General features: G+C 51.7%; 19 protein-coding genes and 4 tRNA genes. 18 read left to right on the forward strand and 5 right to left on the reverse strand.

Going from position 1 to position 24,986, the window contains the following annotated elements:
- The first annotated feature begins 57 nt into the window (after positions 1-57).
- The 14 genes from prfB to KD147_RS14785 all read left to right on the forward strand — a co-directional run bounded on the left by prfB (position 58) and on the right by KD147_RS14785 (position 13,174).
- Positions 58-1,156 (forward strand): peptide chain release factor 2 gene (gene prfB, locus KD147_RS14720; protein WP_105190657.1). Its coding sequence is split into 2 segments (ribosomal slippage): positions 58-132 and positions 134-1,156, totalling 1,098 coding nucleotides; the frame shifts between segments, so codons are not numbered across the junction.
- Positions 1,157-1,184: 28 nt separating this feature from the next.
- Entirely contained in the window at positions 1,185-2,720 is a 1,536-nt protein-coding gene (gene lysS, locus KD147_RS14725; RefSeq protein ID WP_105190656.1) for a lysine--tRNA ligase, read from the forward strand.
- A 342-nt stretch (positions 2,721-3,062) separates the two neighbouring features.
- Positions 3,063-3,266 (forward strand): hypothetical protein, encoded by a 204-nt coding sequence (locus KD147_RS14730; protein ID WP_212548333.1) that lies wholly within the window; start codon positions 3,063-3,065, stop codon positions 3,264-3,266.
- A 176-nt stretch (positions 3,267-3,442) separates the two neighbouring features.
- A tRNA-Ser gene (locus KD147_RS14735) sits at positions 3,443-3,535 on the forward strand.
- Between the two features lie 37 nt (positions 3,536-3,572).
- A tRNA-Arg gene (locus KD147_RS14740) sits at positions 3,573-3,649 on the forward strand.
- A gap of 45 nt (positions 3,650-3,694) precedes the next feature.
- A tRNA-Arg gene (locus KD147_RS14745) sits at positions 3,695-3,771 on the forward strand.
- Between the two features lie 71 nt (positions 3,772-3,842).
- Positions 3,843-3,919 (forward strand) — tRNA-Arg (locus tag KD147_RS14750).
- A gap of 794 nt (positions 3,920-4,713) precedes the next feature.
- A complete protein-coding gene (locus tag KD147_RS14755; RefSeq protein ID WP_212548334.1) occupies positions 4,714-5,631 on the forward strand; it encodes a hypothetical protein in 918 nt (305 codons plus the stop codon).
- A 722-nt stretch (positions 5,632-6,353) separates the two neighbouring features.
- Positions 6,354-7,769, forward strand: coding sequence for an SH3 domain-containing protein (locus tag KD147_RS14760; RefSeq protein WP_212548335.1), 1,416 nt, complete (start codon positions 6,354-6,356; stop codon positions 7,767-7,769).
- Positions 7,766-8,521: a L,D-transpeptidase family protein gene (locus tag KD147_RS14765; RefSeq protein ID WP_212548336.1), complete on the forward strand. Its 756-nt coding sequence runs from the start codon at positions 7,766-7,768 to the stop codon at positions 8,519-8,521. The genes KD147_RS14760 and KD147_RS14765 overlap by 4 nt, the downstream gene beginning before the upstream one ends.
- Positions 8,522-8,539: 18 nt before the next feature.
- Positions 8,540-10,198: a sodium:solute symporter gene (locus tag KD147_RS14770; RefSeq protein WP_212548409.1), complete on the forward strand. Its 1,659-nt coding sequence runs from the start codon at positions 8,540-8,542 to the stop codon at positions 10,196-10,198.
- Positions 10,191-11,051, forward strand: coding sequence for a glucosamine kinase nucleotide-binding domain-containing protein (locus tag KD147_RS14775; protein ID WP_212548337.1), 861 nt, complete (start codon positions 10,191-10,193; stop codon positions 11,049-11,051). Before KD147_RS14770 ends, KD147_RS14775 begins: the two co-directional genes overlap by 8 nt.
- A gap of 13 nt (positions 11,052-11,064) precedes the next feature.
- Positions 11,065-12,009: an N-acetylmuramic acid 6-phosphate etherase gene (murQ, locus tag KD147_RS14780; RefSeq protein WP_212548338.1), complete on the forward strand. Its 945-nt coding sequence runs from the start codon at positions 11,065-11,067 to the stop codon at positions 12,007-12,009.
- The gene (locus KD147_RS14785; protein ID WP_212548339.1) at positions 12,002-13,174 is read left to right on the forward strand and encodes an exo-beta-N-acetylmuramidase NamZ family protein; all 1,173 of its coding nucleotides are present in this window, start codon (positions 12,002-12,004) and stop codon (positions 13,172-13,174) included. The genes murQ and KD147_RS14785 overlap by 8 nt, the downstream gene beginning before the upstream one ends.
- A gap of 52 nt (positions 13,175-13,226) precedes the next feature.
- Here the strand turns inward: KD147_RS14785 and KD147_RS14790 are convergent, their stop codons facing one another.
- Positions 13,227-14,072: a MurR/RpiR family transcriptional regulator gene (locus tag KD147_RS14790; protein ID WP_212548340.1), complete on the reverse strand. Its 846-nt coding sequence runs from the start codon at positions 14,070-14,072 to the stop codon at positions 13,227-13,229.
- A gap of 347 nt (positions 14,073-14,419) precedes the next feature.
- Here KD147_RS14790 and pbp4b point away from each other — a divergent pair, with 347 nt between their 5' ends.
- The gene (pbp4b, locus tag KD147_RS14795) at positions 14,420-16,873 is read left to right on the forward strand and encodes a penicillin binding protein PBP4B (protein ID WP_212548341.1); all 2,454 of its coding nucleotides are present in this window, start codon (positions 14,420-14,422) and stop codon (positions 16,871-16,873) included.
- Between the two features lie 125 nt (positions 16,874-16,998).
- Here the strand turns inward: pbp4b and lysA are convergent, their stop codons facing one another.
- Positions 16,999-18,222, reverse strand: a complete 1,224-nt coding sequence (gene lysA, locus KD147_RS14800) for a diaminopimelate decarboxylase (RefSeq protein ID WP_249319349.1) — start codon at positions 18,220-18,222, stop codon at positions 16,999-17,001.
- Positions 18,223-18,352: 130 nt separating this feature from the next.
- On the opposite strand from lysA, the gene KD147_RS14805 reads away from it, so the two are divergent.
- Together KD147_RS14805 and KD147_RS14810 are read left to right on the forward strand one after the other, a co-directional pair.
- Positions 18,353-19,732, forward strand: coding sequence for a Na+/H+ antiporter NhaC family protein (locus KD147_RS14805; RefSeq protein ID WP_105254837.1), 1,380 nt, complete (start codon positions 18,353-18,355; stop codon positions 19,730-19,732).
- Positions 19,733-19,814: 82 nt separating this feature from the next.
- Complete coding sequence (locus KD147_RS14810) at positions 19,815-20,321, forward strand: DUF3087 domain-containing protein (RefSeq protein ID WP_105254838.1); 507 nt, start codon at positions 19,815-19,817, stop codon at positions 20,319-20,321.
- A gap of 9 nt (positions 20,322-20,330) precedes the next feature.
- Here KD147_RS14810 and KD147_RS14815 read toward each other — a convergent pair whose 3' ends face one another.
- The 3 genes from KD147_RS14815 to KD147_RS14825 are packed head-to-tail and all read right to left on the reverse strand — an operon-like array spanning position 20,331 to position 23,530.
- Positions 20,331-21,884, reverse strand: a complete 1,554-nt coding sequence (locus tag KD147_RS14815) for a sensor domain-containing diguanylate cyclase (RefSeq protein ID WP_212548343.1) — start codon at positions 21,882-21,884, stop codon at positions 20,331-20,333.
- Complete coding sequence (locus KD147_RS14820; protein WP_212548344.1) at positions 21,874-22,302, reverse strand: type 2 periplasmic-binding domain-containing protein; 429 nt, start codon at positions 22,300-22,302, stop codon at positions 21,874-21,876. The genes KD147_RS14815 and KD147_RS14820 overlap by 11 nt, the downstream gene beginning before the upstream one ends.
- Before the next feature lies 1 nt (position 22,303).
- Positions 22,304-23,530 carry a hypothetical protein gene (locus tag KD147_RS14825; protein WP_212548345.1) on the reverse strand — a complete coding sequence of 409 codons (1,227 nt, stop codon included), beginning with the start codon at positions 23,528-23,530 and terminating at the stop codon, positions 22,304-22,306.
- Positions 23,531-23,790: 260 nt separating this feature from the next.
- On the opposite strand from KD147_RS14825, the gene KD147_RS14830 reads away from it, so the two are divergent.
- On the forward strand, positions 23,791-24,984 hold the full coding sequence (locus KD147_RS14830; protein ID WP_212548410.1) for an NRAMP family divalent metal transporter: 1,194 nt from the start codon (positions 23,791-23,793) through the stop codon (positions 24,982-24,984).
- Positions 24,985-24,986: the final 2 nt, after the last annotated feature.

Below are 24,986 nucleotides of genomic sequence, written 5' to 3' on the forward strand. Positions count from 1 at the left end.
TTTATTGACGCGCCAATTTTATGCGGGCGTGAGTCTATTTTTTGCGGAGTAACATGCATGTTTGAAGTGAATCCTGTGATTAACCAAATCAAGGAAATTCGCGAACGTACTGAGCTTCTTCGGGGGTATCTTTGACTATGCTCACAAGAAAGAGCGTTTAGAAGAGGTCAATGCCGAACTTGAAGATCCTGCGGTGTGGAATGAGCCGGAGCGCGCTCAGGCCCTAGGTAAAGAAAAGTCGAGCCTGGAAGCCATAGTGGAAACCATCGAGAAGCTCGATGGCGGTACTGAGGACGTTGAAGGTCTGGTGGAGTTAGCGGTTGAAGCCGAAGACGAGGAAACCTTTGCCGAAGCGCAAGCCGAGCTTGCAGATCTTAACGCTCACCTGGAGCAGTTGGAGTTCCGCCGTATGTTTAGCGGCGCCCAGGATGCCAATGATGCCTATCTGGACCTGCAGGCCGGTTCCGGCGGCACCGAGGCACAAGACTGGTGTAACATGTTACTGCGTATGTACTTACGCTGGGCCGAAGCGAAAGGCTTTAAGGCCGAGATAGTTGAAGCGACCGACGGCGATGTGGCCGGTATCAAGGGCGCCACGGTGAAGATCAGTGGTGAATATGCCTATGGTTGGCTGCGCACAGAGACCGGCGTACACCGTTTGGTGCGTAAGAGTCCGTTCGACTCCGGTGGTCGCCGCCATACCTCGTTTGCCTCGGCATTCGTTTACCCAGAGATCGATGACAATATTGAGATCGATATTAACCCGGCCGATTTGCGTATCGATGTATACCGTGCATCGGGTGCCGGTGGTCAGCACGTTAACCGTACCGAATCTGCGGTACGTATTACGCACTTGCCGACCAATACCGTGGTGCAGTGTCAGAATGACCGCTCGCAGCACAAAAACAAAGACCAGGCGATGAAACAGCTTAAAGCCAAGTTGTTTGAGCTTGAGTTGCAAAAGCAAAATGCCGAGAAGCAAGCGCAGGAAGATGCCAAATCAGACATTGGCTGGGGTTCACAAATTCGCTCCTATGTCCTTGATGATTCGCGTATTAAAGACCTGCGCACCGGAGTTGAGAACCGCAATACCCAAGCCGTATTAGACGGTGATCTCGACAAGTTTATTGAAGCAAGCCTGAAATCAGGGCTGTAATTTAACGCCAAATTAATAGAGCTAGAAAATGACAGATCAAAACCAAGACGAAAACAAATTAATTGCAGAGCGTCGCGCCAAGCTCGACGCTATTCGCGAAAATTGTAGTGCAAACGGCCACCCGAATACGTTCCGCCGAAAACACTACACAGCTGATCTTCAAGCAGAATTTGGTGATAAATCGAAAGAAGAGCTGGTAGAGCTAGACCATCAGGTTGCCGTTGCCGGTCGTATTCTTGCCAAGCGTGGTCCTTTCCTTGTACTACAAGATATGAAAGGCCGCATCCAGGCATATGCTTCAAAAGACGTACAAAAAGACCTGAAAGAAAAGTATGGTCAGCTTGATATCGGCGACATTATTGGTGTTTCTGGTCCATTGCATAAATCGGGTAAGGGTGACCTTTACGTCGACATGCACGAGTATGAGCTGCTGACCAAGTCACTGCGTCCGTTGCCAGAAAAGTTCCACGGCCTGTCGGACCAAGAAACCAAGTACCGTCAGCGTTATGTGGATCTGATCACCAACATGGATACCCGCGAGACCTTTCGTATTCGCTCTAAGGTGATCGAAGGTATTCGTCGTTTCCTTGCTGAGCGCGACTTTATGGAAGTGGAAACGCCTATGCTGCAGGTTATTCCTGGCGGTGCATCGGCACGTCCATTCGTAACGCACCATAACGCCCTGGACATCGATATGTATCTGCGTATCGCCCCTGAGCTTTACTTGAAGCGTCTAGTGGTAGGTGGTTTTGACCGTGTATTCGAGATCAACCGCAACTTCCGTAACGAAGGTCTGTCAACGCGCCACAACCCAGAATTCACCATGATTGAATTCTACCAAGCGTACGCGGATTACAATGATCTGATGAACATCACAGAAGACATGCTACGTACGGTGGCACAAGATGTGTTAGGCACAACAACGATTGTAAACACCACGAAGAATGCCGATGGTGAAGTAGTTGATAGCGTAGAATACGATTTCGGTCAGCCGTTCACCCGCTTGAGCATGGCCGATGCCATCATGAAGTACAACCCAGAGTTCGATGCGGCGGTATTTGCCGACCCAGAGAACCACATGGAACAGCTGATTGCGTACGCTAAGCAAGTACACGTGAAGATCCCTGAAAACTGCGTATGGGGTGCGGGCAAGTACATGTGTGAAATCTTCGAAGAGACGGCTGAGCACAAACTGATTCAACCGACCTTTATCACCGAGTACCCGTGGGAAGTATCACCACTTGCACGTCGTAACGACGAAAACCCATTCGTAACCGATCGTTTCGAGTTCTTCGTCGGCGGCCGTGAGCTGGCAAACGGTTTCTCTGAGTTGAACGACGCCGAAGACCAGGCGGCACGTTTTGCCCGTCAGGTAGAAGAAAAAGATGCCGGTGACGACGAAGCCATGCACTTCGATGACGATTATATCCGTGCCTTGGAATTCGGTTTACCACCGACGGCGGGTGAGGGTATCGGTATCGACCGTCTGGTGATGTTGTTCACCGACTCACCGACGATTAAAGACGTGATCTTGTTCCCGCATATGCGTCCACAGCAAGACTAAGTAAGAACGTCTAACCCTTAAAAACGCGGCCTTGGCCGCGTTTTTTGTATTTATACCAATTCACATTTATTCAGCGCTATATCTGAGCACATAGTTAACAGAATTGGTATTAGCTTGTGCGAGATATCGCAAAAAGCACCTCGTTAAGGCCTAAAATTCCGCTCTGACACTCATGTGTAAATTCTTATCTTTATGATTTATATGGTATTTTATTTTTATTTATAAAAATTAGTGCTTTTATCCTAGCTGCGCACCAAGATGTAATGCACTACAATTTTCAGCCATTACCGCAGTGCTTAGGATTTGCCTGGGGGATTGGCAAGAAAGTGCAGAAAAACAATAATGGGGATGAATGTAATGGATTACGAAGAGTTTTTGCCGGAAATACCCAAGGATGACAAGCGGGCCGCCTATTATCGCGCCTGTATTATCGAATTTGAGCGCCAGGGTTACCGTGACCAAATCTTGAGTGAGCTGGATAGTGCCTTGGATGGCAAGGGGAAAACACATGCTCTTCCTTTGCTGGTAGGCGGCAGCGGCGCATAATCTCCTAAGCCTGTTAGGGGCGGGCAAAAGAATAAAAGTAGCGAGATAATGGCCCATTGAGGCCATTTTTTATGCCATAAATAGCCAGCTGCGCAATCTCTGAGCAGATAGGCTGATTTTCATAGAAAAGTGTTTGACATATTTGCTCAAGCCTTTATTATACGCCCCACAAAGACGGAGAGGTGGCCGAGTGGCTGAAGGCGCGCCCCTGCTAAGGGTGTATAGGGTTTGTAGCCCTATCGAGGGTTCGAATCCCTCCTTCTCCGCCATTTATTTTTAAATGGTGTTGTTTTTGTATTTAGATATGGACGCATAGCTCAGCTGGATAGAGTACCTGGCTACGAACCAGGCGGTCGGAGGTTCGAATCCTCCTGCGTCCGCCATCTTTCTTCAAGATGGTGTATATCTATAATCACTTTTTATGTAACGGACGCATAGCTCAGCTGGATAGAGTACCTGGCTACGAACCAGGCGGTCGGAGGTTCGAATCCTCCTGCGTCCGCCACTTCTCTTTTAAGGGCGGTGGTTAACCATAATTTCAGTGATTAATTAGAACCTCAGGTTCAAGAACATAACGGACGCATAGCTCAGCTGGATAGAGTACCTGGCTACGAACCAGGCGGTCGGAGGTTCGAATCCTCCTGCGTCCGCCACTTCTTTCTTAAGAAGTGAGAAGAAACCAACGAAAGTTGGTTTTTTTGTTTCTGCAATTCAAGAATTGCCGCTTTTCCTCAAAATTCATTTTTCAAATTCAGCACCGTTTTTATCTCACCTAATATTTGTTTTCAATTTTAGTTTTTGTCGGCCGCCGATAAGACGCTTTGTAGGTCGATGCTCTGCGTCGACAAAAATGCCTTAGGATAGCTTTTGTCGAGCTTTCGTTGTAGGTCGGCCTTTTAGGCCGACAAAGGGCAACAATGCTGCTTCAGGGATGAATTACTTGCAGTTTCTCCACTACGCCCTTCAAATTAAGATCTTGTCGCGTTGGCGACGACAACCAAAGAGGGAGTGATTCGACTCCCTCTTTGGAAACTCCGCGAACCCGTGATTCGCTAATGCTTACGAACTCAGCGTTTTGTTAAACGTTCCGTTTAGTCATTGAGGCGATTTAACAGCACATCCCTGTGCTGATAAATCTAGCTCGGCGTCGTGCCTCGCTCTCAATAACACACTCCACAACAAAAGCCGATTTCTCCAGCGCGAATCTAAACGGGAAGATCGATACCTGTGAGTTTGGATGTGCTCGATAGAAATTACATAGCGAGCCAAGCAAGGCTCGAATAAATGAAAACACGCTTTTTCTTAATTGCTCGCAAGAAAAACACCTGATAACTTATTGCTATTATTAAATAAAAAATTTATTAGTGGGTAAAAGTGAGGTTGTGGATAACTTCCTTAAACGGGAATTCGCACAAAAACACTTTTATAAGGCTAAATGGAATCATCTATGACCGATAAGAGCAGCAATAATTTTGTAAGAGCCTTAATAGTTGGGCTGTCAGGCTTCATTTTGTGGATAATTGCTTATAGTTTTTTATCACTTGAGCCCAAAGGTACAATATCTACAGGAATCATTACGCTAATAGTTCTATTGGTTGTTATTGTTCTAAGTGAAAGCTTTGATAATTTTCGTGTTGGTAAAATGCTGACCATGTCCAGAGAAATAAAAGCGAAAGACTCCTCTATCAACAAACTCAATTCTGAGAATACAGAGCTTCGGAAAGAGCTAGTAAATGTTGTAACTTCAATCTCACAGCATCAATCAAGTACCAACATCATTGGATTTCCAGGCGATTTGGCTAAAAATATGGGGGTTGAAAAAGCAACTGAAGAAGAAATAACGAAGAAGAGATCTGAAGAAAACGAAGAATCTACGGAAAGGTCTAGACCTGTCAGAAGGCGTATAAACCTCCAAAAATTGGAAGAACTTGCTTTTGCTTACTTCCTCCAAAAGCGAAATTTAACGGATTTTGATCTCATTAAAGAAGCTAAGTTGGTAACTCAATTCAGCGGCATAGACGCCGTCAGCAATATTCAGCCTATTTATGATGGATACATTAATACAGGAGAAAGTGAAATTTTCGTAGAAGTCAAAGTAGCTCGAGCTTCGTCCATCATGATGCGCGAAAGGGTTTACATGATGCTAAACAAGATTTACCTATACAACAAAGTCAAAAAAGCAAATGCACACTTAAATTTGTTACTTGTAGATATTGATAGTGAAGGTTCCGATTCACTTAGAAGTCAAAGAAACACCGATAGATTAAAAGAGTTCTTCGAGCCATCCATAGTAAATGGACTTTTGCGAATCGTGCCGATTGAGCTAAATGTGGATGAAATCGCTGAGGTTTTTACTGAAGAGTAGCGTCTTATAATAAATGTGTCGATTGGGACTGGCTTTCCGCTGGCGCTATAAACCAGCCTATTACGCGGGCGTTACAAAACTTTCGCTATCAGCTCTTAGCTGAATTACAGCTTGCGCTCACCTAGATATAGAGCGCTGGTGTATCAGCCTTATCCCCTTACATTGCATCCGAAACGGGGTGCGAGAAGAGTAATCGCCCGTTGGATTACGGGCGAAAACATGCCTAGGGCAGGGATGCCCTGTGCATGTTGGTTACGTTCATTTCTCGCAGCGCGTTGAGGAAATAATGCAATGTTGGGGCGCCTTGGGGTTCTTAGGGGTGGTTGGCGTAAACCACCCCTAAGGTGTCGTCGCCACCGCGACAAGATCTTAATTTGAAGGCCCTTTGTAGGTGCTTTGCGCCGACATTTCATTTCACGGCACCTTTTGTCGGGATGGAATCCCGACCTACAAGTCAAAATCCCGACCTTGTATCTACAGGTTGGGGTTTGCCGAAAGGGCCGACAAGAAAGCTCGTCGGCCTTGCAAGGCTAAAGCCTCGCCTACAGTACCGAGATAAAAATACCTCAAGGCATTCGCCTGTTGTTGTTTTTAATAAAATATTCCTAACAAATATTCCTCTTGAAATATTTGTTTCCCCTGCGACTATACAGTAATCTCATGTATTAAAACCTGGTTACAAACGCAGGGGGCTTAATGCCCATGGCGAAGGGAGATTAATAATGAACAACAAAGCACAATCTATTATGAGCGCTGCCATTGCGGCGGCCTTGCTGCTGGCCAGCCATGGTCCGGCTTATGCTCAGCAAACGGCGCCCTTTGTCAGCGATGTGCCTTTGGTTCAGCCGGCCATGCTCTCTCCGGCTTTTTGGTTAAAACAGCAGGCGGATAAAGCGCCGCTGATGAGCGAGCGGCAAATTCAGGCCTTTAACCGCAAGCTGATTGCCAATAATCCCTATGTTACAGATCCGCTGACCTATGCCGATGAGCTCTCCCGTGATGAGCTGATACAACATCTGCAAAAAGCCAGTTCAACCCCCTCCAGCCCGCGTTTTTATACAGATGGCCGCCAACTTACCGACGAGGACTTTGCGCGCTATCACGCCAACACCAATAAAACCCAGGTGCAGGACATGAATAAGGTGCGCTTTGGTATGGTGGTTGAGCGCACGTCGTTACGCACCTTTCCCACCGATGACCGGGTGCTAAATGCGGAACTGGATGCGGATTTAGATCGCTTCCAGGAAAGTGGCGCCTTCCCCGGCGAGGCGGTGGCTGTGCTGCATGAAAGCACGGATGGGCAATGGTATCTGGTGGCCGCCTACAACTACACCGCCTGGGTGAAAAAGGCGGCCATCGCCATCGGGGACAAAGACACCATTGTTGATTATACGCAGGCCAAAGACTTTGTTGTGGTCAGCGGCGATAAGGTAGACACCAGCTTCGTGCCCAATAAACCACGGGTTTCCGAGGTGCAACTGGATATGGGCGTGCGCCTGGTGCTGATGCCACAAGAGGGTCCTGAGCATCTAACCCACGGCCAGAATAGTTTTGCCAGCTATATCGTCAAGCTGCCGGTGCGCAACAAAGACGGCTCTCTGGCCTTTGAAAAGGCGCTGTTACCGCGCTCCAGCGATGTTAGCGTTGGTTATTTGCCGCTTACCGAGCATAACCTTATCGCTCAAGGTTTTAAGTTTTTAGGCGAGCGTTACGGCTGGGGGCACGATTACAATGCCCGGGATTGCACCGGCTTTGTCGGCGAGATTTATAAAACCTTTGGCCTGATGATGCCGCGTAACTCATCATGGCAGGGCAAGGGAGACTATGGTTATAACTGGCGCTTCGATGAAGGCGCCAAGCTTGAGCAAAAGCAACAGGTGCTGGCGCATATGCAGGTTGGCGACCTAATCTATATTCCCGGCCATGTGATGATGTATATCGGTGATTACCAGGGCCAGCCCTATGTGATCCATGATGTAAAAGGCATTGGTTATTTGCAAGGCGATGGTGGTTTTTATGAAGTAGTACTCAATGGCGTGTCCGTGACGCCCTTGTTGCCCCTGCATTTAGATGCCGACACCTCCTATTTAGATAAAACCTATGCGATCAAGCGGATCGCTCCGGGTGGTGCACAATGAACCCGTTTAAAAACCTTATCTTATTGCTGGCGTCCGGTGTGCTGTGTGCTGGCGTACAGGCTGGGCCGATAGAAAACGAACACCGACAGTTGGCGGTGGTGGTGACCGACTCCTGGACTGATATTCAAGGTGAAATGACCTTGTTTGAGCGCGGCGATGATAACCAGTGGCTCGTCATGGGGGAACCCAGCGCCGTGGTCATCGGTCGCACCGGCCTGGCCTGGGGCATTGGCTTACATGAGCATCAACAAGGCCAGCAGAAGGTGGAAGGAGATGGCAAGGCGCCCGCCGGAGTATTTCGTTTGGGGAATGCCTTTGGTTATATGGATGCGCTTACCACAGGCCTGGATTATCACCCCATGGATGCGGGGGATTACTGCATCGATGTGAACGGCTCGCCCTATTACAACCAGTTGGTGAATACCAAGGTGGTGGGTGAAAAGGCGGTAGAAGGCTCATCCGAGGCCATGCGCCGCGATATTCACAGCCAGGACGACTTATATAAAAAGGGCATACTCGTTGCCCATAACCCGGAGAATATCAGCGGCGCTGGCAGCTGTATTTTTATGCACTTATGGCGCGCCGCGGATAAGCCCACGGCGGGGTGCACGGCCATGGCCGAGGCGGATATGGATACCCTGTTGCGCTGGCTGGATAAAGACAAACAGCCGCTGATGGTGATATTGCCGCGTATGGAATATGCGTTAAAGCAAACGCCCTGGCATCTGCCGCCCTTAGGGACGCAAGAATAATAACAAGGCGGGTGAATGATAAACGCACATTATGAAACGCTCGACTGGCTGGTATTCGCCGCCTATGCGCTGCTTATCGCGCTGACGGCCTGGTGGTTTAATCGCAAACAGGCCAATACCTCGGCGGAGTATTTTCTCGGTGGCAAGGCCATGCCGACCTGGATGGTGGCGGTGTCTGTGCTGGCCACCTCGCAATCGGCGGCCACCTTTATCGGTGGTCCGGATCAGGGTTATCAGGGGGACTTGTCTTATTTAGCCACTAACATAGGCGCCTTTATTGCGGCCCTGGTGGTGGCTCAGGTGCTTATTCCGCGCTTTTATCAATATCGTGTTTATACCGTTTATGAGCTGCTGGAGCAGCAGGTGGGTCCCAAGGCCAAGCGCCGCGCCGGTTTGATGTATTTGTTCGGGCGGGTGTTTGCCAGCGGCGCGCGTCTGTATATGGCCGCCATTGCCGTGGCCATGATCCTCTATGGCAACATTGCCGCCAGCAGCGTCATTATGGCCACCTTGGTGCTGGTGGTCATCGGCCTTGCCTACAGTATTTTTGGCGGCATTCGCACCGTCATTTATTCCGATGTGATCCAGTGTTTGGTGTACACCAGTGCCGCGGTGTGCGTGATTGTCAGTTTATGGCTGGCTATTCCCGCCGATTTCTCAACCATTATCGAGGCGTTGCAACACCCGGGGCCGGAGCGGGGCTCCAAGCTGGCCTTGTTTAAGTTTGACCTGGATTTTACCGCCGCCGGGGTGTTTAACATGGCGTCGGTACTGACCGGCTTTGTGCTCTTAAATATTGCCGCTTTCGGCCTGGATCAGGACATGACGCAGCGGGTACTGACCTGTAAAGACGCGCGCTCCGGCAGTCGCGCCATTATGCTGTCCATCGCCATGGTGATCCCTGTGATGTTCTTGTTTATCGTTATTGGCCTGCTGTTGTTTGTGTTTTATCAGCGCCCCGACATCATGCTGGGCGTTGCCGAAGGCGCTACCGAACGGGCCACCGAATGGGTTACCCAAGGGGCCAATATCGGGCAATTCCAGGGTGAGAAGATCACCGTCTTTATGCACTATGTTCTCAATGAAATTCCCGCCGGAGTAAAGGGCCTGGTGACCATAGGCATTATTGCCGCCGCCATTTCCACCCTGAACTCAGGGCTCAGCTCCATGGCCTCCGTGGTGGTGCAGGATATCTACCGGCCCTGGCATGAAAAGCGTCAGCGCCAGCAGGGCGTTTGTCTTAAAGAAGATCATCATTATGTGCTGGTGGGGCGCTTTGCCATGTTGGGAGTGTCACTGGCGCTTGGCTCCATGGCCATTCTTTGTTACTTCTGGCAGCAATATTCGCAAATGCCGCTGCTGAAATTTGCCCTGAGTGTCATGGTGTTTTCGTATTCCGGCCTGTTGGGCGTGTACTTCACTAGTCTTTTCCTCGGGCGCGGCAGCGAAGCGTCGGTGCTGGCCGCCCTGATAGTCGGCTTTGTGGCCACCTTGTTGATGCAGCCCTATGTGCAAGACATGCTGTTGCCGAGCCAGTGGCAGTTTAACCTTGGCTTTACCTGGCAACTGTGTATCGGCACCGCCTTAGCCACCCTGGTCTGTGCCCTGGGTCGCAAGCCCAAGCAGCTAAGCCAAGCTACTCGTCATTCTATCCTTCAAGAGGTGCGTCATGGCTAACTGGGTACTGGCCATCGATGGCGGCGGTACAAAAACGGCGCTCCGTCTGCACAACCCGGATGGCCGAGTAGTGCAGGAGCAAAGGGGGCCGGGCTCGTCTCTGGGTCATGACTTGCAATTGGGCTGTGATACCCTGTGCGCCCAGGTGGCAAGCATACTTCACAATGCGGCCATATTGGCGCCTCGGGTCAATTGCGTTGCCGGTGTTGCCGGCGCCGGGAATCCGTATAATCAAGCGCAATTACGCAGCCGCTTACAGGCACTTGGCTTAGCCGGGGTCAAGGTGGTCAGCGATGCCATTACCTCCGCCTATGGTGCCAATTTGGGTGCCCCGGTGGCTTGTATTGCCCTTGGCACCGGCAGTGTGGGCACCCGCTTGCAGGCCGATGGCAGCACACATCTGGTGGGAGGCTGGGGTTTTACCCTAGGAGACGAAGGCGGCGGAGCCCGCTTGGGAGCCATGCTGGTGCAGGCCCTGATGCAGGCGTTTGACAGACAGCAAGCGCTTACCCCCTTGCTCGAGGTGCTGGCACAAAGAGTCGGTCACAGTCGCGAGGCGCTCAGCGGCTGGCTGAGCGCGGCAAAGGTGCAAGACTTTGCCCGTCTCAGTGAGCTGGTGTGGCCCTATCAAGGGCGCTGTGACATGGCCTCGGCAATACTGCAACGTCATACCCAGGCGGTAGAGCAACTGATCCGCGATACCCGCGGGGAATATGATTTGCCGGTGGTCTTGTTGGGCGGTTTAGCCGACAATACGGCCCCATTATTGGCACCCAGGTATCAGACCCTGGTGCAGCGTGCGCGGGGCTCGGCTCTGGACGGCGCCTATTTGCTGGCATTAAAGAATTTATAACTGGAATAAGTACATGAGTTTACCAAGTGACCATAGCTCTGAGTTATTGCGAGAGTTAAATACCATAGTTTCTGAGGGGCAAAACCCGCAAACCCTGGATATTGACCTCTTACCCAGCGAGGCCATTCTTCGTAAACTGAATGATGAAGATCAAAAGGTTGCCCCGGCGATCAGGGAAATTATCCCGGCTATCGCCAAGACGGTCGACGCCATAGTTGATGCCTTCGCTAAGGGCGGCCGCCTTATCTATATCGGCGCAGGAACCAGTGGCCGTTTAGGGGTGCTCGACGCCGCCGAATGTCCTCCCACCTTTAGCGTTGAACCCGGCCAGGTAGTGGGCATTATCGCCGGTGGCGAGCGGGCGATTCAAAAGGCGGTGGAAGGGGCAGAAGATAATGCGGCCATGGCAATTGAAGACTTACAAAACCATCAGCTAAAAAGTGACGATGTGCTGGTGGGCATTGCTGCCAGTGGTCGCACGCCTTATGTGGTATCGGCGCTCAATTACGCCCGGGAGCAGGGCTGTGTCACCGTGGGGATCAGTTGTTCACCTAACTCAGCGGTACTCAATGCCGCAGATATTTCATTGGCCGCCGTGGTCGGCCCCGAAGCGCTGACCGGCTCGACCCGTTTAAAATCGGGCACGGCACAGAAGCTAGTGCTTAATATGCTTAGCACTGCCAGCATGATCCGCTGTGGCAAGGTGTATCGCAACCTGATGGTGGATGTGAATGCCAGTAACGATAAGCTTAAGGCCCGTGCCGTGCGTATCGTGATGCAGGCCACCGAGTGCACTGAGCAAGAGGCGGTCGAGGCGCTGGCACAGAGTGAGCACAGTGCCAAATTAGCGATTTTAATGCTGCTGACCGGCAAAAGCGCGAGTGAGGGCAAGGCCTTGCTGGATAACAACAAGGGCTTTTTACGCTCGGCGGTGCAAGAGGCTGACGCTGATGCTTAAGCGCCTTGGCTTGCTAACTTTCTTCTTTTTGCTTGGTTTGACCGCGTTTGGCGTGCAGGCCCAGCAGGGGGAGCTTCAAGTCGGCGCCAGTCGCTTTGAGCATTACCTGCCCTTACTCGAAGGGAAGCGGGTTGGTCTGGTCGTCAACCAAACCTCCATAGTGGGCGACACTCACCTGGTGGATGCCTTGCTGGCAAAACAGGTTAAGATCACCACCATTTTTGCTCCAGAGCACGGCTTTCGCGGTGATCAGGATGCCGGCGCCCATATAGATTCGGGAATCGACGGCAAAACCGGCCTGCCCATAGTGTCTATTTATGGCAAGAACAAGCAGCCCAGCGCAGAGGCGATGAGCCAGGTCGATGTGGTGCTTTTCGATATCCAAGACGTGGGTGTGCGCTTTTATACCTATATCAGTTCCATGCACTATATGATGCAGGCGAGCGCCGCGGCCAAGGCCGAGTTTATCGTGCTCGACAGACCCAACCCCAATATCGCCTATATCGATGGGCCGATACTGGAGCCCGAGTTTCGCTCCTTCGTTGGCATGCACCCCATACCCGTTTTACACGGCATGACGGTGGGCGAGCTGGCGCAGATGATAGTGGGAGAAAACTGGCTGGAGGACGGTATAAGCCCGGCTCTGACGGTGATCCCCGTGGCAAAGTACGCTCGGGATATGGGTTATTCTTTGCCAATAAAACCCAGCCCTAATCTGCCTAACGATCAGGCCATAGGTTTATATCCGTCTTTGTGCTTCTTTGAAGCGACGCCGATCAGTATCGGTCGTGGTACGGATTTCCCGTTTCAGGTGTTAGGCCATGACAAGGTGGCTCTGGGAGACTTTAGTTTTTCCCCGCGTGCCATTGTGGGCGCGGCCAGTGAGCCAAAGCTTAAAGGCCGGTTGGCCAAGGGGTTAGATCTGCGCCAAAGCAAAGTCAGGGGGCTGGATTTGGGCTGGCTGATTGCCGCGCACCAGCGCTTCGCCGAGCAGGATGAGGTGTTCTTTAGCAGTGCCGGGTTTATGGATAAGCTCGCCGGTACGGATGCCCTGCGAGTGGCGATAGAGTCCGGTCAAAGCGAGGCCGAGATAAGAAAGAGCTGGCAAAGTGGTCTCGATGCCTTTAAAGCGGCGCGAAAAAAATACCTGCTGTATCCAGAGTGAGTAGTTGGAGATAACAAAAAAGGCCCAGTTGGGCCTTTTCAGTTTCTGTGTTTTAACCTTCACGAAATGCTTTTACCACATCGTTGGAGTGCTCCAGCAACTTACGCCCCGGACGGGTCGCCTGAGTGAGGGCGATAAAGAGAATATCGATCACAAAGTCCTGCGCCGTGCGCGCCAGAATGGAACTCAGACGAATAGATTCTTCCTCGGCCACCGAGTAGAGATTAACCGATGCACAATCCGCCACCGGACTGGAGCCAAATTTGGTCACCGCAATCACCGGACAGTTATTCTTTTTCGCCTGAACCGCCGCTTCCGCCACTTCCCGGGTTTTACCCGACTCACTGATGGCGATCACCAGGTCGTCCTTGCCCAGGGTCGACACATAGGCCAGTTGCGCATGACCATCCGCTTCGGCGATGGCGGCTATGCCTAACTTTTGCAGTTTATAGGCAAAATCTTTGGCCACCAGGGCCGAACCGCCGAGACCACAAATGGCAACGCGACGGGCATTTTTAAGTAAAACCACGGCCTGCTCAACGGCCTCGGCTTCGTTGAGGTTCTTAGTTTCGGTCAACACCGCCATCTTGCTGCCTAACAGCTTTTCGGCGATTTGTTCTAGGCTATCATTAAGGGTGATCTTACCGTGTAGCTTTGGGGCGGGAGATTCCGAGTTCAGGGCGTCAATCACCGCCAGCTTAAAGGCGGGGAAGCCCTTATACCCCAGTTTTTGGGCAAATTTAACCACGCTCGATTGGCTGACGCCGACCACCTTGGCCAGCTCAATGGAGGAGAGGTCGCGAATGGCATTCGCAGAGTTGAGCGTAAAATCGGCCAGTTTGGCTTCGCTACTGGAAAAGGACTTACGCAGTGCTTTAATTTTTATAAATGTCGACATAAGAAGTTACTTAGAATCTCTGTCTTATGGTTACCTTTAACGCTTGGTACACATGTTAACAATGACGTAATGGCAAAGTGTAACCCAATATTCCAAATAAAAGGAATAAAAAATTTTTATCAGCGTGCCCTTAAAGCTCGGGGGAATGCGCCTTTACCTGAGGGGCTCTTTATATTTTATAGGCCATTTTTACTAGCTTTTAAGTAAGGGGGAAGGTTGTTTTTGGAATATATATTCCTTTGGTTTTTAATTGTAAGAAATAAAATATCATTATACGGTTGGGTTGTTGTTGCGTTTATAAGTTCAAGACGCTGTGCGCAAGCATAGTTTTTTCGCTACAGGTGGGTATGAATAAAGAATCTTTGCAGATGCGCTGTAAGTGCCTGCTGCTGGTGCCCTTGTTATTTTTACTGAGCAGTTGCAGTTCTGGCTACGATTTCAAGCAGTCACAGAATTATTCCAAGCGCATTAAATTTTTAGTGATGCATTACACCGCCATCGACTATGAAAAGTCCGAGCGGGTGCTGGTGGAAAAAGGCGGTCTAAGCGCCCATTATCTGGTGCCCGAAAGCAAGGACCCCAGTTATGGGGAGCGCGAACTGCAAGTAGTGCAGTTGGTGAAAGAAGCGGATAGGGCCTGGCATGCGGGGGACAGTTACTGGCAGGGGCGCAGCGATCTCAATGATCAGTCCATCGGCATTGAGGTGGTTAATGTACCCAGCTGCAGCGATACGGCGCCGAGCCTGGAGCCGGAGCTGCCCGCCCAGGGAGATGGCGTCGAGCCGTTTTGTGTGTTCCCCGATTATGATCCCAAGCAGATAGAGTTATTAATCGCCTTAAGCCAGGATATTCTTGCGCGCAATCCGGATATTGGCCCGACCCAGGTGGTGGGGCATGCGGATATCGCGCCGGGGCGCAAGCTCGACCCAGGCCCACGTTTTCCCTGGTACCAGCTCTATAAGGCGGGCATTGGTGCCTGGTATCAACAGCAGGATGTGGAGTACTACTGGCGTCACTTTAGTGTCGCGCCGCCTTCGGTGGCGGTGATGCAGCGGGCGTTGGCGGACTATGGTTATCAGGTTGCAGCAACGGCCAGGCTTGATGAACAAACCCAGGATGTGCTGGCGGCATTTCAGGCGCACTTTTTGCCTTGGCAAATGAATACTCAGGCAGACGGGAAAACGGCGGCGGTGCTGTTCGCCCTGCTCAAACGCTATAAGCCGAAAAAGGCGGATAAAAACTTTGCACTTTACCAAGAGTTGGCCGCGCAGCCACAGGAGTTTGCCGCCTTGGGTCATGAGCAGCTTTATATCCAGTACCCGCAGCAGGATGTTAGCTCCCGGGTCGAGGTAAACAACAAATACCGGTTTAAGGGATATCGCCGCCGCGGTGAGATCATCATAGACAACATTAATGCCGAGCGCGCCGAAATCGTCATTAATGGCGAAACCATTAATATCGCTCGACCCTTAAAGGCCGGGCACAGTTACCGTTACTCGTTGGCGCGACGCACCCGCGACGGGGTCAATACCTTGCATATTAAGTCGGTCTTTCCCGAGGGGGCCAAGCTAAGTATTCGCATTCCCGCGCCCGAGCTCAGGCCTAATCCCGGGGCAATTGACTTTGCCGCGGTGGATACCTTGATTGCACAAGAAGTGGATCAGGGCTTTCCCGGCGCCGTGCTTGGGGTGGTGTATAAGGGCGAGCTGGTTAAGCTCAGCGCCTATGGTTATGCCCGTGCGCACCACGGCAAAGAATCTGTAGCCGCACAGCCCATGGCAGTCGATACCCTGTTTGATCTTGCCTCTAATACCAAGATGTTTGCCACCAATCTGGCGCTGATGCATCTGGTGTCGCAGGGACGCCTCGATGTTAATAAGCCCATAAGTCATTACCTGGCAGAATATACCGGGCAGGGACGCGAGGTACGGCTGGTAAAAGACCTGCTTACTCACAGCGCCGGTTACCCGGCGGTGGTGGACTTTCACCGCGCCGATAATCATCTCGGCAGGCCATTTTATTCCCTTAATAGCGAGCGCACCAAACAGCTGTTAATTCGCGGCGTGCCCTTTGAGATGATGCAGGCTCAGCGTCACCTCTACAGTGATGTTGACTATATGCTGCTCGGTGTTTTGATTGAACGTATTACCAATATGCCCCTTGATGCCTATGTGGAAAGCCGCTTGTTTGCTCCCTTGGGGCTCAATACCCTGGTATTTAATCCGCTGCAAAAGGGCTTTATGCCTTCGCAGATAGCGGCCACCGAGATTGAAGGCAACACCCGCGGTGGGCGGGTGAATTTCGAGGGCGTGCGAGATTATGTGCTCCAAGGCGAGGTGCATGATGAAAAGGCTTTTTACTCCCTAGGCGGAGTGGCCGGACATGCGGGCCTGTTTGCCGATGTGCAAAGTGTGGCAAAACTCACACAATTGTTGCTAAACCGGGGGAGTTATGGTGAAGTGCAGTTAATCAGGCCCGAGGTGGTCGATCAGTTTATTAAGCCCACGGCAACGGATGAAAGCTATGGCCTGGGCTGGCGTCGCGCCGGCAATGGCGCGCGCAGATGGCATTTTGGTCCCTACGCCAGCCCAAGGGCATACGGACACACGGGCTGGACCGGCACGGTGACCGTGATAGACCCGGAATATGATTTGGCCATAGTGCTGTTTACCAATGCCCGGCATAGCGAAGTGACCGGCTTGGACAGCGACTATAGATTTAAAGGCAAAGAATTTGAAACGGGGAAATACGGTTCGGTTATAACCCGCGTCTATGAAGCCATTTTGGCACATGACAAGTAACGACTAACACAGGATACCCCTGCCAGGGTATCACCCCAAACGGCATCTTTTGATGCCGTTTTTTTCTACTCAAATTAGACAGTAGCTTGCGTGCTTAACGCCTACAGTTCTGCCAACTCACACGATTATAGCCAGTCCGGCAAACTGTCCATGACAAGCAAGGAATCAAAGTCGATGCGCTCGCGAATAATACTGTATTCCTTGCCCTTGACCAGCACCTCCGGGGCATTAAGGCGGGAGTTGTAATGTGAGGCCATCACCGCGCCATAAGCACCGGCACCCATAATGGCAACCAGATCGCCTTGTTCACACTCGCCAAGACGGCGGTTTTTGGCGAAGGTATCGCCGGTTTCGCACACCGGGCCGACTATGTCATAAACCGCTTGGGTGGGCTTTTGCTCCACGGTAGCAATATGATGGTAGGCATCGTACATGCTGGGGCGGATCAAGTCATTCATGGCCGCATCCAGGATCAAGAAGGTGCGCTCTTGCCCGGTTTTCACGTATTCCACCCGAGAGACCAGGACGCCGGCATTGCCGACCATGGAACGCCCGGGCTCGACGATAATTGTGCAGCCAAGATGACCCAAGTGTTTTTTGGCATGCTCGGCGTAAGTAGTGATATCCGGCTCATCGCTGTGCTCGCCGTAGTTAATGCCGAGGCCACCACCGATATCGATAACCTTGATGGCGATGCCTTGGGCTTTAAGAGTGTCGACCAATTCTGCGACCTTGGCAAAGGCGGCGGCAAAGGGCTCGAGGTTAATCAGCTGTGAGCCGATATGCACATCCACACCTGTGACCTCTATGCCCGGTAAAGAGGCGGCCTTAAGATAAAGCTCGGGCGCCAAATCGATATTAATGCCGAACTTATTCTCCGCCAGACCCGTGGTGATTTTGGCATGGGTTTTGGCCTCAACGTCCGGGTTCACGCGAATAGAGATGCGCGCCGTGGTATTCATTTCCACCGCAAGGGCACTGATGCGCTCTAATTCCGGCTCGGACTCCACGTTAAACTGTAAAATGCCCTGGGCCAGGGCAAAGCGGATTTCCTGCTCGCTTTTACCCACACCGGCGAAGACGATTTTCTCCGCCTTAATGCCGGCGGCCAGTGCGCGGCGGATCTCGCCCTCGGAAACGGTATCGGCACCGGCACCCAATTGCGCCAAGGTGGCTAAAATTGCCTGATTGGAGTTGGCTTTTACGGCATAACAAATTAAGCTATCCAGCCCTGCAAACGCGTCGCTGTAGCGCTGGTAATTACTGGCAATAGCCTGAGCTGAGTAACAGTAAAAGGGGGTGGGGATGTGTTTGGCAAGCTCGCCGATGGTGACATCTTCAACCTGCATGTGCTGATCCACATAAGGAAAGTAGGGAAGTGGCTGCATAACTAAAAAATTACAGTTGAATGAAAACTAATTGAATAATCTATGCTCATTTGCAAGACTATTCAAGCTTTATAATAACAAGGATAACACCATGTCTTGGTATTCCATTTTGCCGCCGCTGGTAGCAATTGCAATCGTCTTTTGGCGTAAAGAAGTGATCATGGCCCTGCTGTTGGCCGTGGCAACATCCGAGTTCTTACTGGCGATAAGTGGCGAGGGTAATACCTTATTCTATACCTTTATCAATACCATAGAGCGCGTGGTAGCGACGGCCTCATCGCCGGGTAACAGTCGCGTCATTCTCTTTAGTGTGCTTATTGGCGCGCTGCTCGCCTATATTCGCGAGTCCGGTGGTGTGGCCGCAACCGTGAACATGTTAATCGGCAAGGGGGTGGCCAAATCAAAACGCCAGGTGGGCTTTTTAACCATGTTCTCCGGCATTGCCGTATTTATTGAATCCAACCTCAGTGTACTGACCGCCGGTATCCTATCGCGCGGCTTATTCGATAAGTTTAAAATGAGCCGCGCCCGTCTAGCCTATATTATCGACAGTACCAGTGCCCCCGTGTGTATCCTTATTCTCCTTAATGGCTGGGGCGCCTATGTGCTCGGGCTGCTGAGCAACTATGAGCTGGAGCAATCGGCGGTCAGTATTTTATGGGGCAGTGTCGCCTATAACTTTTATGCCATCATCGCCTTGTTGATCGTTGCTTACACCATCGCCTTTGATAAGGTGCATGGGCCTATGAAGGAAGCGGAGCAAAAGCTGGAGCGCTTGGAAGTGAATGTGCCCACCGAGGCAGACAAGGGCACTAAGGCCAGCTTTATGCTGGTGCCTTTACTGACCCTGGTGGTATCCATGGTCGGCTTTATGTTCTGGACCGGCAATGGCGACATTGCCGCCGGCAGCGGCTCTAAGTCGGTGCTTTATGCCACCATTTTATCCTGTGTTGTGGCCTATTTCCTGCTGAGCGCCAGCAAGCTCTTCAGTCACCATAAACTGGTCGAGATGGGCTTCAAGGGCATGGGTGAGTTACTGCCGCTGGTGGCCATCGTCTTGTTATCCATGACCCTGGGCGCCAGCCTTAAAGAGCTGGGAACCGGCGTTTTTGTGGCCTCCTTGGTGGGGGACTATCTGCCCATCACCTTGGTGGTGCCCATGCTGTTTTTAACCGGGGCGGTGATCTCCTTTACCACGGGCACCTCCTGGGGCACCTTCGCCATTCTAATACCCATTGGCGTGCCGTTAATCCAGGCCCTGGGTCTGCCACCTTCACTGGTGCTGGGTGCCATCCTAGGGGGCGGCGTATTCGGCGATCATTGTTCGCCAATTTCCGATACCAGTGCGGTGTCGGCCATTGCCTCCGGATGTGATCTCCTCACCCATGTGAAAACCCAGATGCCTTATGCCTTGGTGGGCGGTGCCTTAACCCTGGTCGCCTACTTCCTGGTGAGCCTGGCTGTGCTCTAGGCTGAGTCGCTAAATAGCGCTATTTATTGCCAACAGGCGGGGGTATAATGCCCCCGCTTTTTATTTTCAGTAGGGCACCCGCATGACCTTGGAACAGATAGACAAAACCCGCTACCGTAAGCATCTCAATATGGTGATAGTTGCCTGTATAGCAGCCTTAGTGGTGGGCAGTCTAGGTATCGCCCGAGTCTTGATCCTTGCCCTGCCTAGCGACAGCGGCAGTCACTTCCATTGGAACCTGCTGGGTGTTGTCGTCAGTTGTGTCGCCATCGGCTTTGCCCTTAAGCGTGTCGAGCATCACCCCTTTATGACCGAGGTGGTGTATGTGTGGCGTTTGAAGCAGGCGCTAAATCAGATCACCCGTAAGTTGGCCAAGATTAAGGCGGCGGCGGAGCAGGGCGATGTGCAGGCCATGCACGCACTACAGTTTAATTACAGCGGTTCACGGCAGTTGTGGCAGCTTGACGATAACACCATCACCATGGATGAACTGGCCATTTCCCAGGCCCAGCTTGATACTTTGGCCCAGCGCTACAATGTTGAGGCCGATGCCAGTCGCTATCAGAGCGAGTACCTTAAGCAGCTGTAGCGGCGAGGTTTAGTCTGCGGCGAAGGCCACCGCATTTTTATCCCCGCGTTTGACCCCATACATGGCCCTATCGGCGGCAACAATCAGAGACTTGAAATCGCCGCCGTGTCTTGGTGAGACCGCCACCCCGATACTGGCTCCCACGGCCACCTGCTCGGAGTTGCTTAATGTGGTGGGCTGGCAGAGGGCTTGATGCAGTTTAGTGGCCAGTTGCATGGCCTGCTCTTTTTCGAGTGCATCAACCACCACCACAAATTCATCACCGCCCCAGCGAATACAGAGATCATCCTTACGCAGGTTTTGTCTAAGCTGTTGTCCGACATAACGTAAAATCTCGTCACCGGCATCATGACCATAAATATCATTAATGGGTTTGAAGCCATCCAGATCGATAAGCATCAGGGTGACATTTTGCTGCGCTGCGAAGCGCTTATCCAGCTCGCGCTCGGCGCCAATGCGATTAAGCAAGCCGGTGAGTTTGTCGGTGCTGGCGGCATGGTTCAAATGGGCCAGTTGCTGTTTATGGCTACTGATATCATGGATGAAGATCTGTAAATAAGATTGCTGTTGCTGTGCGTAGCTGCGCGTTACCAGGATATGCACCCAAATAGATTGGCCGGTGGTGTCGTTAAGCAATTGATACTCTCCCCGGGCCACATCGTCCTGATCCAGGCTATCGCGTATGCGCTCGACCAGGGTGTCACCGTCTTTAAAAGCCTGCGCTACCAGCTCAAAGAGGCTGTCGCAGATACTCAGATTGAGGCGGGCCAGCAGCTTTTCCGTAGAGGCATTGTAGAGCATGATCTGTCCCTGCTGGGTGGCCAGGATCATCGCCGAAGAGGCGTGCTCAAACAGCAATTGCAGGCGATTGCCGAGCTCCTGTACCTCGCTGCGCAGGGCGCGCTCCTGGCTAAAGTGTGACTCCGCCACCGCCAGCATGTTGTTAATGCTTTTGGTCATTTCGCCGATTTCGCTGTCATGCTGGGCAAAGGGGACGGTGAGGCGATTGTTGGAACCGGCGGTGATTTGCTTTAGCTCGGCACTGAGTCTGGCCATGGGCTTGGCAATAATAAAATAGGCGAGGATGATGAAGGTCAGCAACAGGGTACTGGTTTGTATTAGCAGCAGGGTGACGCTGCTTTGGGCTATATTTCTGGCGCCTTGCTGAATGCCTTCTTGAGCCGGGGTCAGAGCTATATAGCCGACGACATCATCGGCTAAAAAGGGGTGGTAAAGGGGATAGGGCAAGGCGGTGTGGGGGTTATGTTCGCCACCGCTGGCCAAGAGTTCGTCTTCACTGCTGATCACCGCCGCCAGAATGATGTCGTTTTTACGTAAGCCGTTGATCACTTCCAGAGCCAGGTCTTTGTCTTTAAGGTAGGCGGCGATGGACGCCGTGCTGGCCACGGTTTTATGGAGTTGTTCGATGGCGCGCTGGGCCTTATCAACCTCTTGCTGATAAATGCTTTGATAGTAATATTTGACGGCGCTCACACCGACAATCAAGGAGGTGAGGACCAACACCATCGCCAGGCGTAAAATCAGGCTGTGCTTATTGAGCAAGTGTATATACCACCTTCACATCGTTGGTTACATCCTTTAGCTTTACATAGCCAATGGCATTGTCAATGTCTCTCACCCGCTGCAAAACCTCGGTACTGCTTGCCATGCTTTGTGGTGATTGGGCGTGGCCGCTGAATTTTACCCGCGACCAGTAAGCGTTAATACTGCCAATGGGTTTATTGGTAAGCAACTGATAAAACTCGCGGCGCAGCACTGAGTCATGGGGCATATCCAAGGGGGAAGCGCGCTCGCCATTAGGAAAGGCTATGAGCTTACCCATGTACAGGTCGATCAGTTGTTTGGTTGTCAGCGCTTTCGTGGGATTGTCGATATTCACAATCACGGCGATGGCCTCGGTGCCGCGTGCCGATAAGCTGGTGCCGAGCAGGGTCAGTATCAGGGCGGCAAATACCTTCATATTAAAATACCCAATCGATACTGGCGCTGAGCACCAAAAATGAATCTTGCGCCGTCATATCTTGCTGGCGCAGCATAAACTGATTATCGGCTCGCTTCAGGTCTACGTATTCGATCTGCAACTTGGCCGCCATATCGGCACGAAAATCATAGCGACCACTGAGCGACAGGGTCGATTGGTCATTAATGTAATAGTTATAGCTGCGCTCTATTTCGCGATAGAGGGCCTCGCTTAACAGCGAGGGGGTCTGCGCCTTGGGGATGTTATTTTCCTTGCCATCGGTAAAGGAGTAGCCCAGTTGCAAGCTGTATTCTTGCCAGCGTTTACCTATATTCAGATAGCCGTTGATCACATGGGTCAAAATATCACTGTTGGCATCGATATAGGCAAACTCGGATTGCATATAGTAGTCACCGCTATCATAGCGAGCCCCAACGGTGGTGTAGCGTAACCGACTTCCGACCGGGTTCATATTGCCCAGTAATGCGGCCAGCTGTGGCCAATCGTTCGGGGTAATGCCCTGCGCGGCTTGGCGGATCTGCGGATAATGACCAATTTCTTTGCCACCGATGCGCGCCTGGCTGTGATTAAGGCGCAGCAACCAATTACGCTGCTCAAGGGCCAGGGTAACGCCGGTGAGGTCTTCCAGGTCCAGCTGCCATTGATACTCAAGATTCGATAAATGATCACTGGATTGACCATAGTACCAGCGGCTGGAGAAGGTGCCCTCGTCGGTGGCATGGGCACTGGCCAGTTCAATGCCGTCGATACTTTGGTGCGGGATCAGGCCATAAAACTCTACCGGCGCATGGGTTTCGGTGTAGGCATAGCCGGTATTTCGGTAAGGGCTCATCATAAACAAGTCCAGCGCACTGCGCCCGAACTTGATGTTCCAGCTGGCCGACGGGGAATAGTTTATAAAGGCGAGTTGGGTCAGCTGATCCAGATCGTAGTCTAGCTGGCGCTTAAGCACCCATTGCCCGGTCAGCGCCCATTGCTCATTGAAGCTCTTATGTAACTGCACGCCGATGCGTGACAGCGAGCCAAAGTCCGCTTGTTTGCTCTTGCTGCTATCGTCCGAGACATCATTGCGAAAAGCCAGTTCATCGGAGTCGGTATAACTGACGCCTAAGGTGGCAAAACCACTTAGTTGGGTCGGTGCTGCATCACTGATAATGGGCTTGCACAGCAGGGCCGCAGCGGCTAGAAAACAACGAGATAAAGACATTGGACTCCTGCAAAAACAAAAAAGGAGCCACGGTTGGGCTCCTTGCTCTACTCATCGAGATTATAAAAAGGTAAACAAAAAGTAGCAATAAAAACAAGCGGATTGTGCCTTTATTGCCAATTACGCAGTGCCGAGGCCGAGTAATAAGGCGGTTGAAAACACCCGTCATCTCCCCTAGTCTTGGGCGCAAGATAATAATTATAAAGAGTAATCTGGTGCAATACTGGCAGTATCTAAAGGCCTTGGGGCCTGGCATTTTAATGGCCACCGCGGCCATTGGCGGCTCACATCTGGTGGCTTCAACCCAGGCCGGGGCTTTATTCGGTTGGCAAATGATCTGGTTGATTATCGCCGTCAACCTGTTGAAGTATCCGTTTTTTCGTTTCGGCGTTGAATACACATTAGTCACCGGCAATAACCTGGTGGCCGGTTATAAAAGCCAGGGTCCCTGGTATTTTTACTGCTTTTTTGCCCTCAATATTATTGCCGCCATCGTTAATACCGCCGGGGTTTTACTGTTGACGGCGGCGTTGTTGCATTATGTGGTCGGCGGCGCCCTGAGCCTGACGGTGCTGTGCATCATTATTTTGTTGTTTTGCCTGACGCTCTTGGTGCTCGGGCATTATCAAGCGCTCGACAGCGCTGCCAAATGGATTATGGCGGTGCTCGCCATCAGTACCATAGCAGCGCTAGTGATAGCCCTGCTTAAAAGCGGTGGCGTGCCCATGAATGCGGCCGCTGATTTCACCCCACCGGATCTGCTGTCGCTGACGGCCTTAAGTTTTATTGTGGTGCTGATGGGCTGGATGCCGGCGCCGATTGAAATTTCCGTGGCCAGCTCTTTGTGGTTGCAGGCAAAACGACAACAAACCGAGGTGCCACTAAGGGCGGGGCTGTTCGATTTTAACTTCGGTTTTATCGTCACCGCCGTATTGGCACTGGTGTTCTGCTCTTTGGGGGTACTTATTCAGTATGGCGGCAATACGCAGATTGCCCTGGCCGGGGTGGCCTTCGCCAAGCAGTTGATCGATATGTATACCAATACCATGGGCGAGTGGTCGCGATGGCTTATCGCTACCGTGGCCTTCTTATGTATGTTGGGGACTACGTTAACTGTACTCGATGGTTATGCGCGGACCTTGTACACCGGCACCAAGTTGATGCCTAACTGGTCGTTGCCAAAGCATTTAAATACCTGGCTTATAATGCAGGCGGTGGCGGGGATGGCGGTGATCCTGTTTTTCAAAAGCAATCTAAAAGAGATGCTGACCTTTGCCATGACCCTGGCGTTTTTAACCACGCCGGTATTTGCCTGGTTGAATATGCGCCTGGTGCGCCAAACCCAGATTAAACAACCGCTGTGGTTGCGGCTGTTAACCTGGTTGGGGTTGATATACCTGGTCGGCTTTAGCCTTGGGTTTATCGGCCTGCAGATTTGGCAGCGTTGGGGATAAAT

The sequence above is a fragment of the Pseudoalteromonas sp. BDTF-M6 genome (assembly GCF_018334135.1).
In the GTDB taxonomy this organism is placed as follows: domain Bacteria; phylum Pseudomonadota; class Gammaproteobacteria; order Enterobacterales; family Alteromonadaceae; genus Pseudoalteromonas.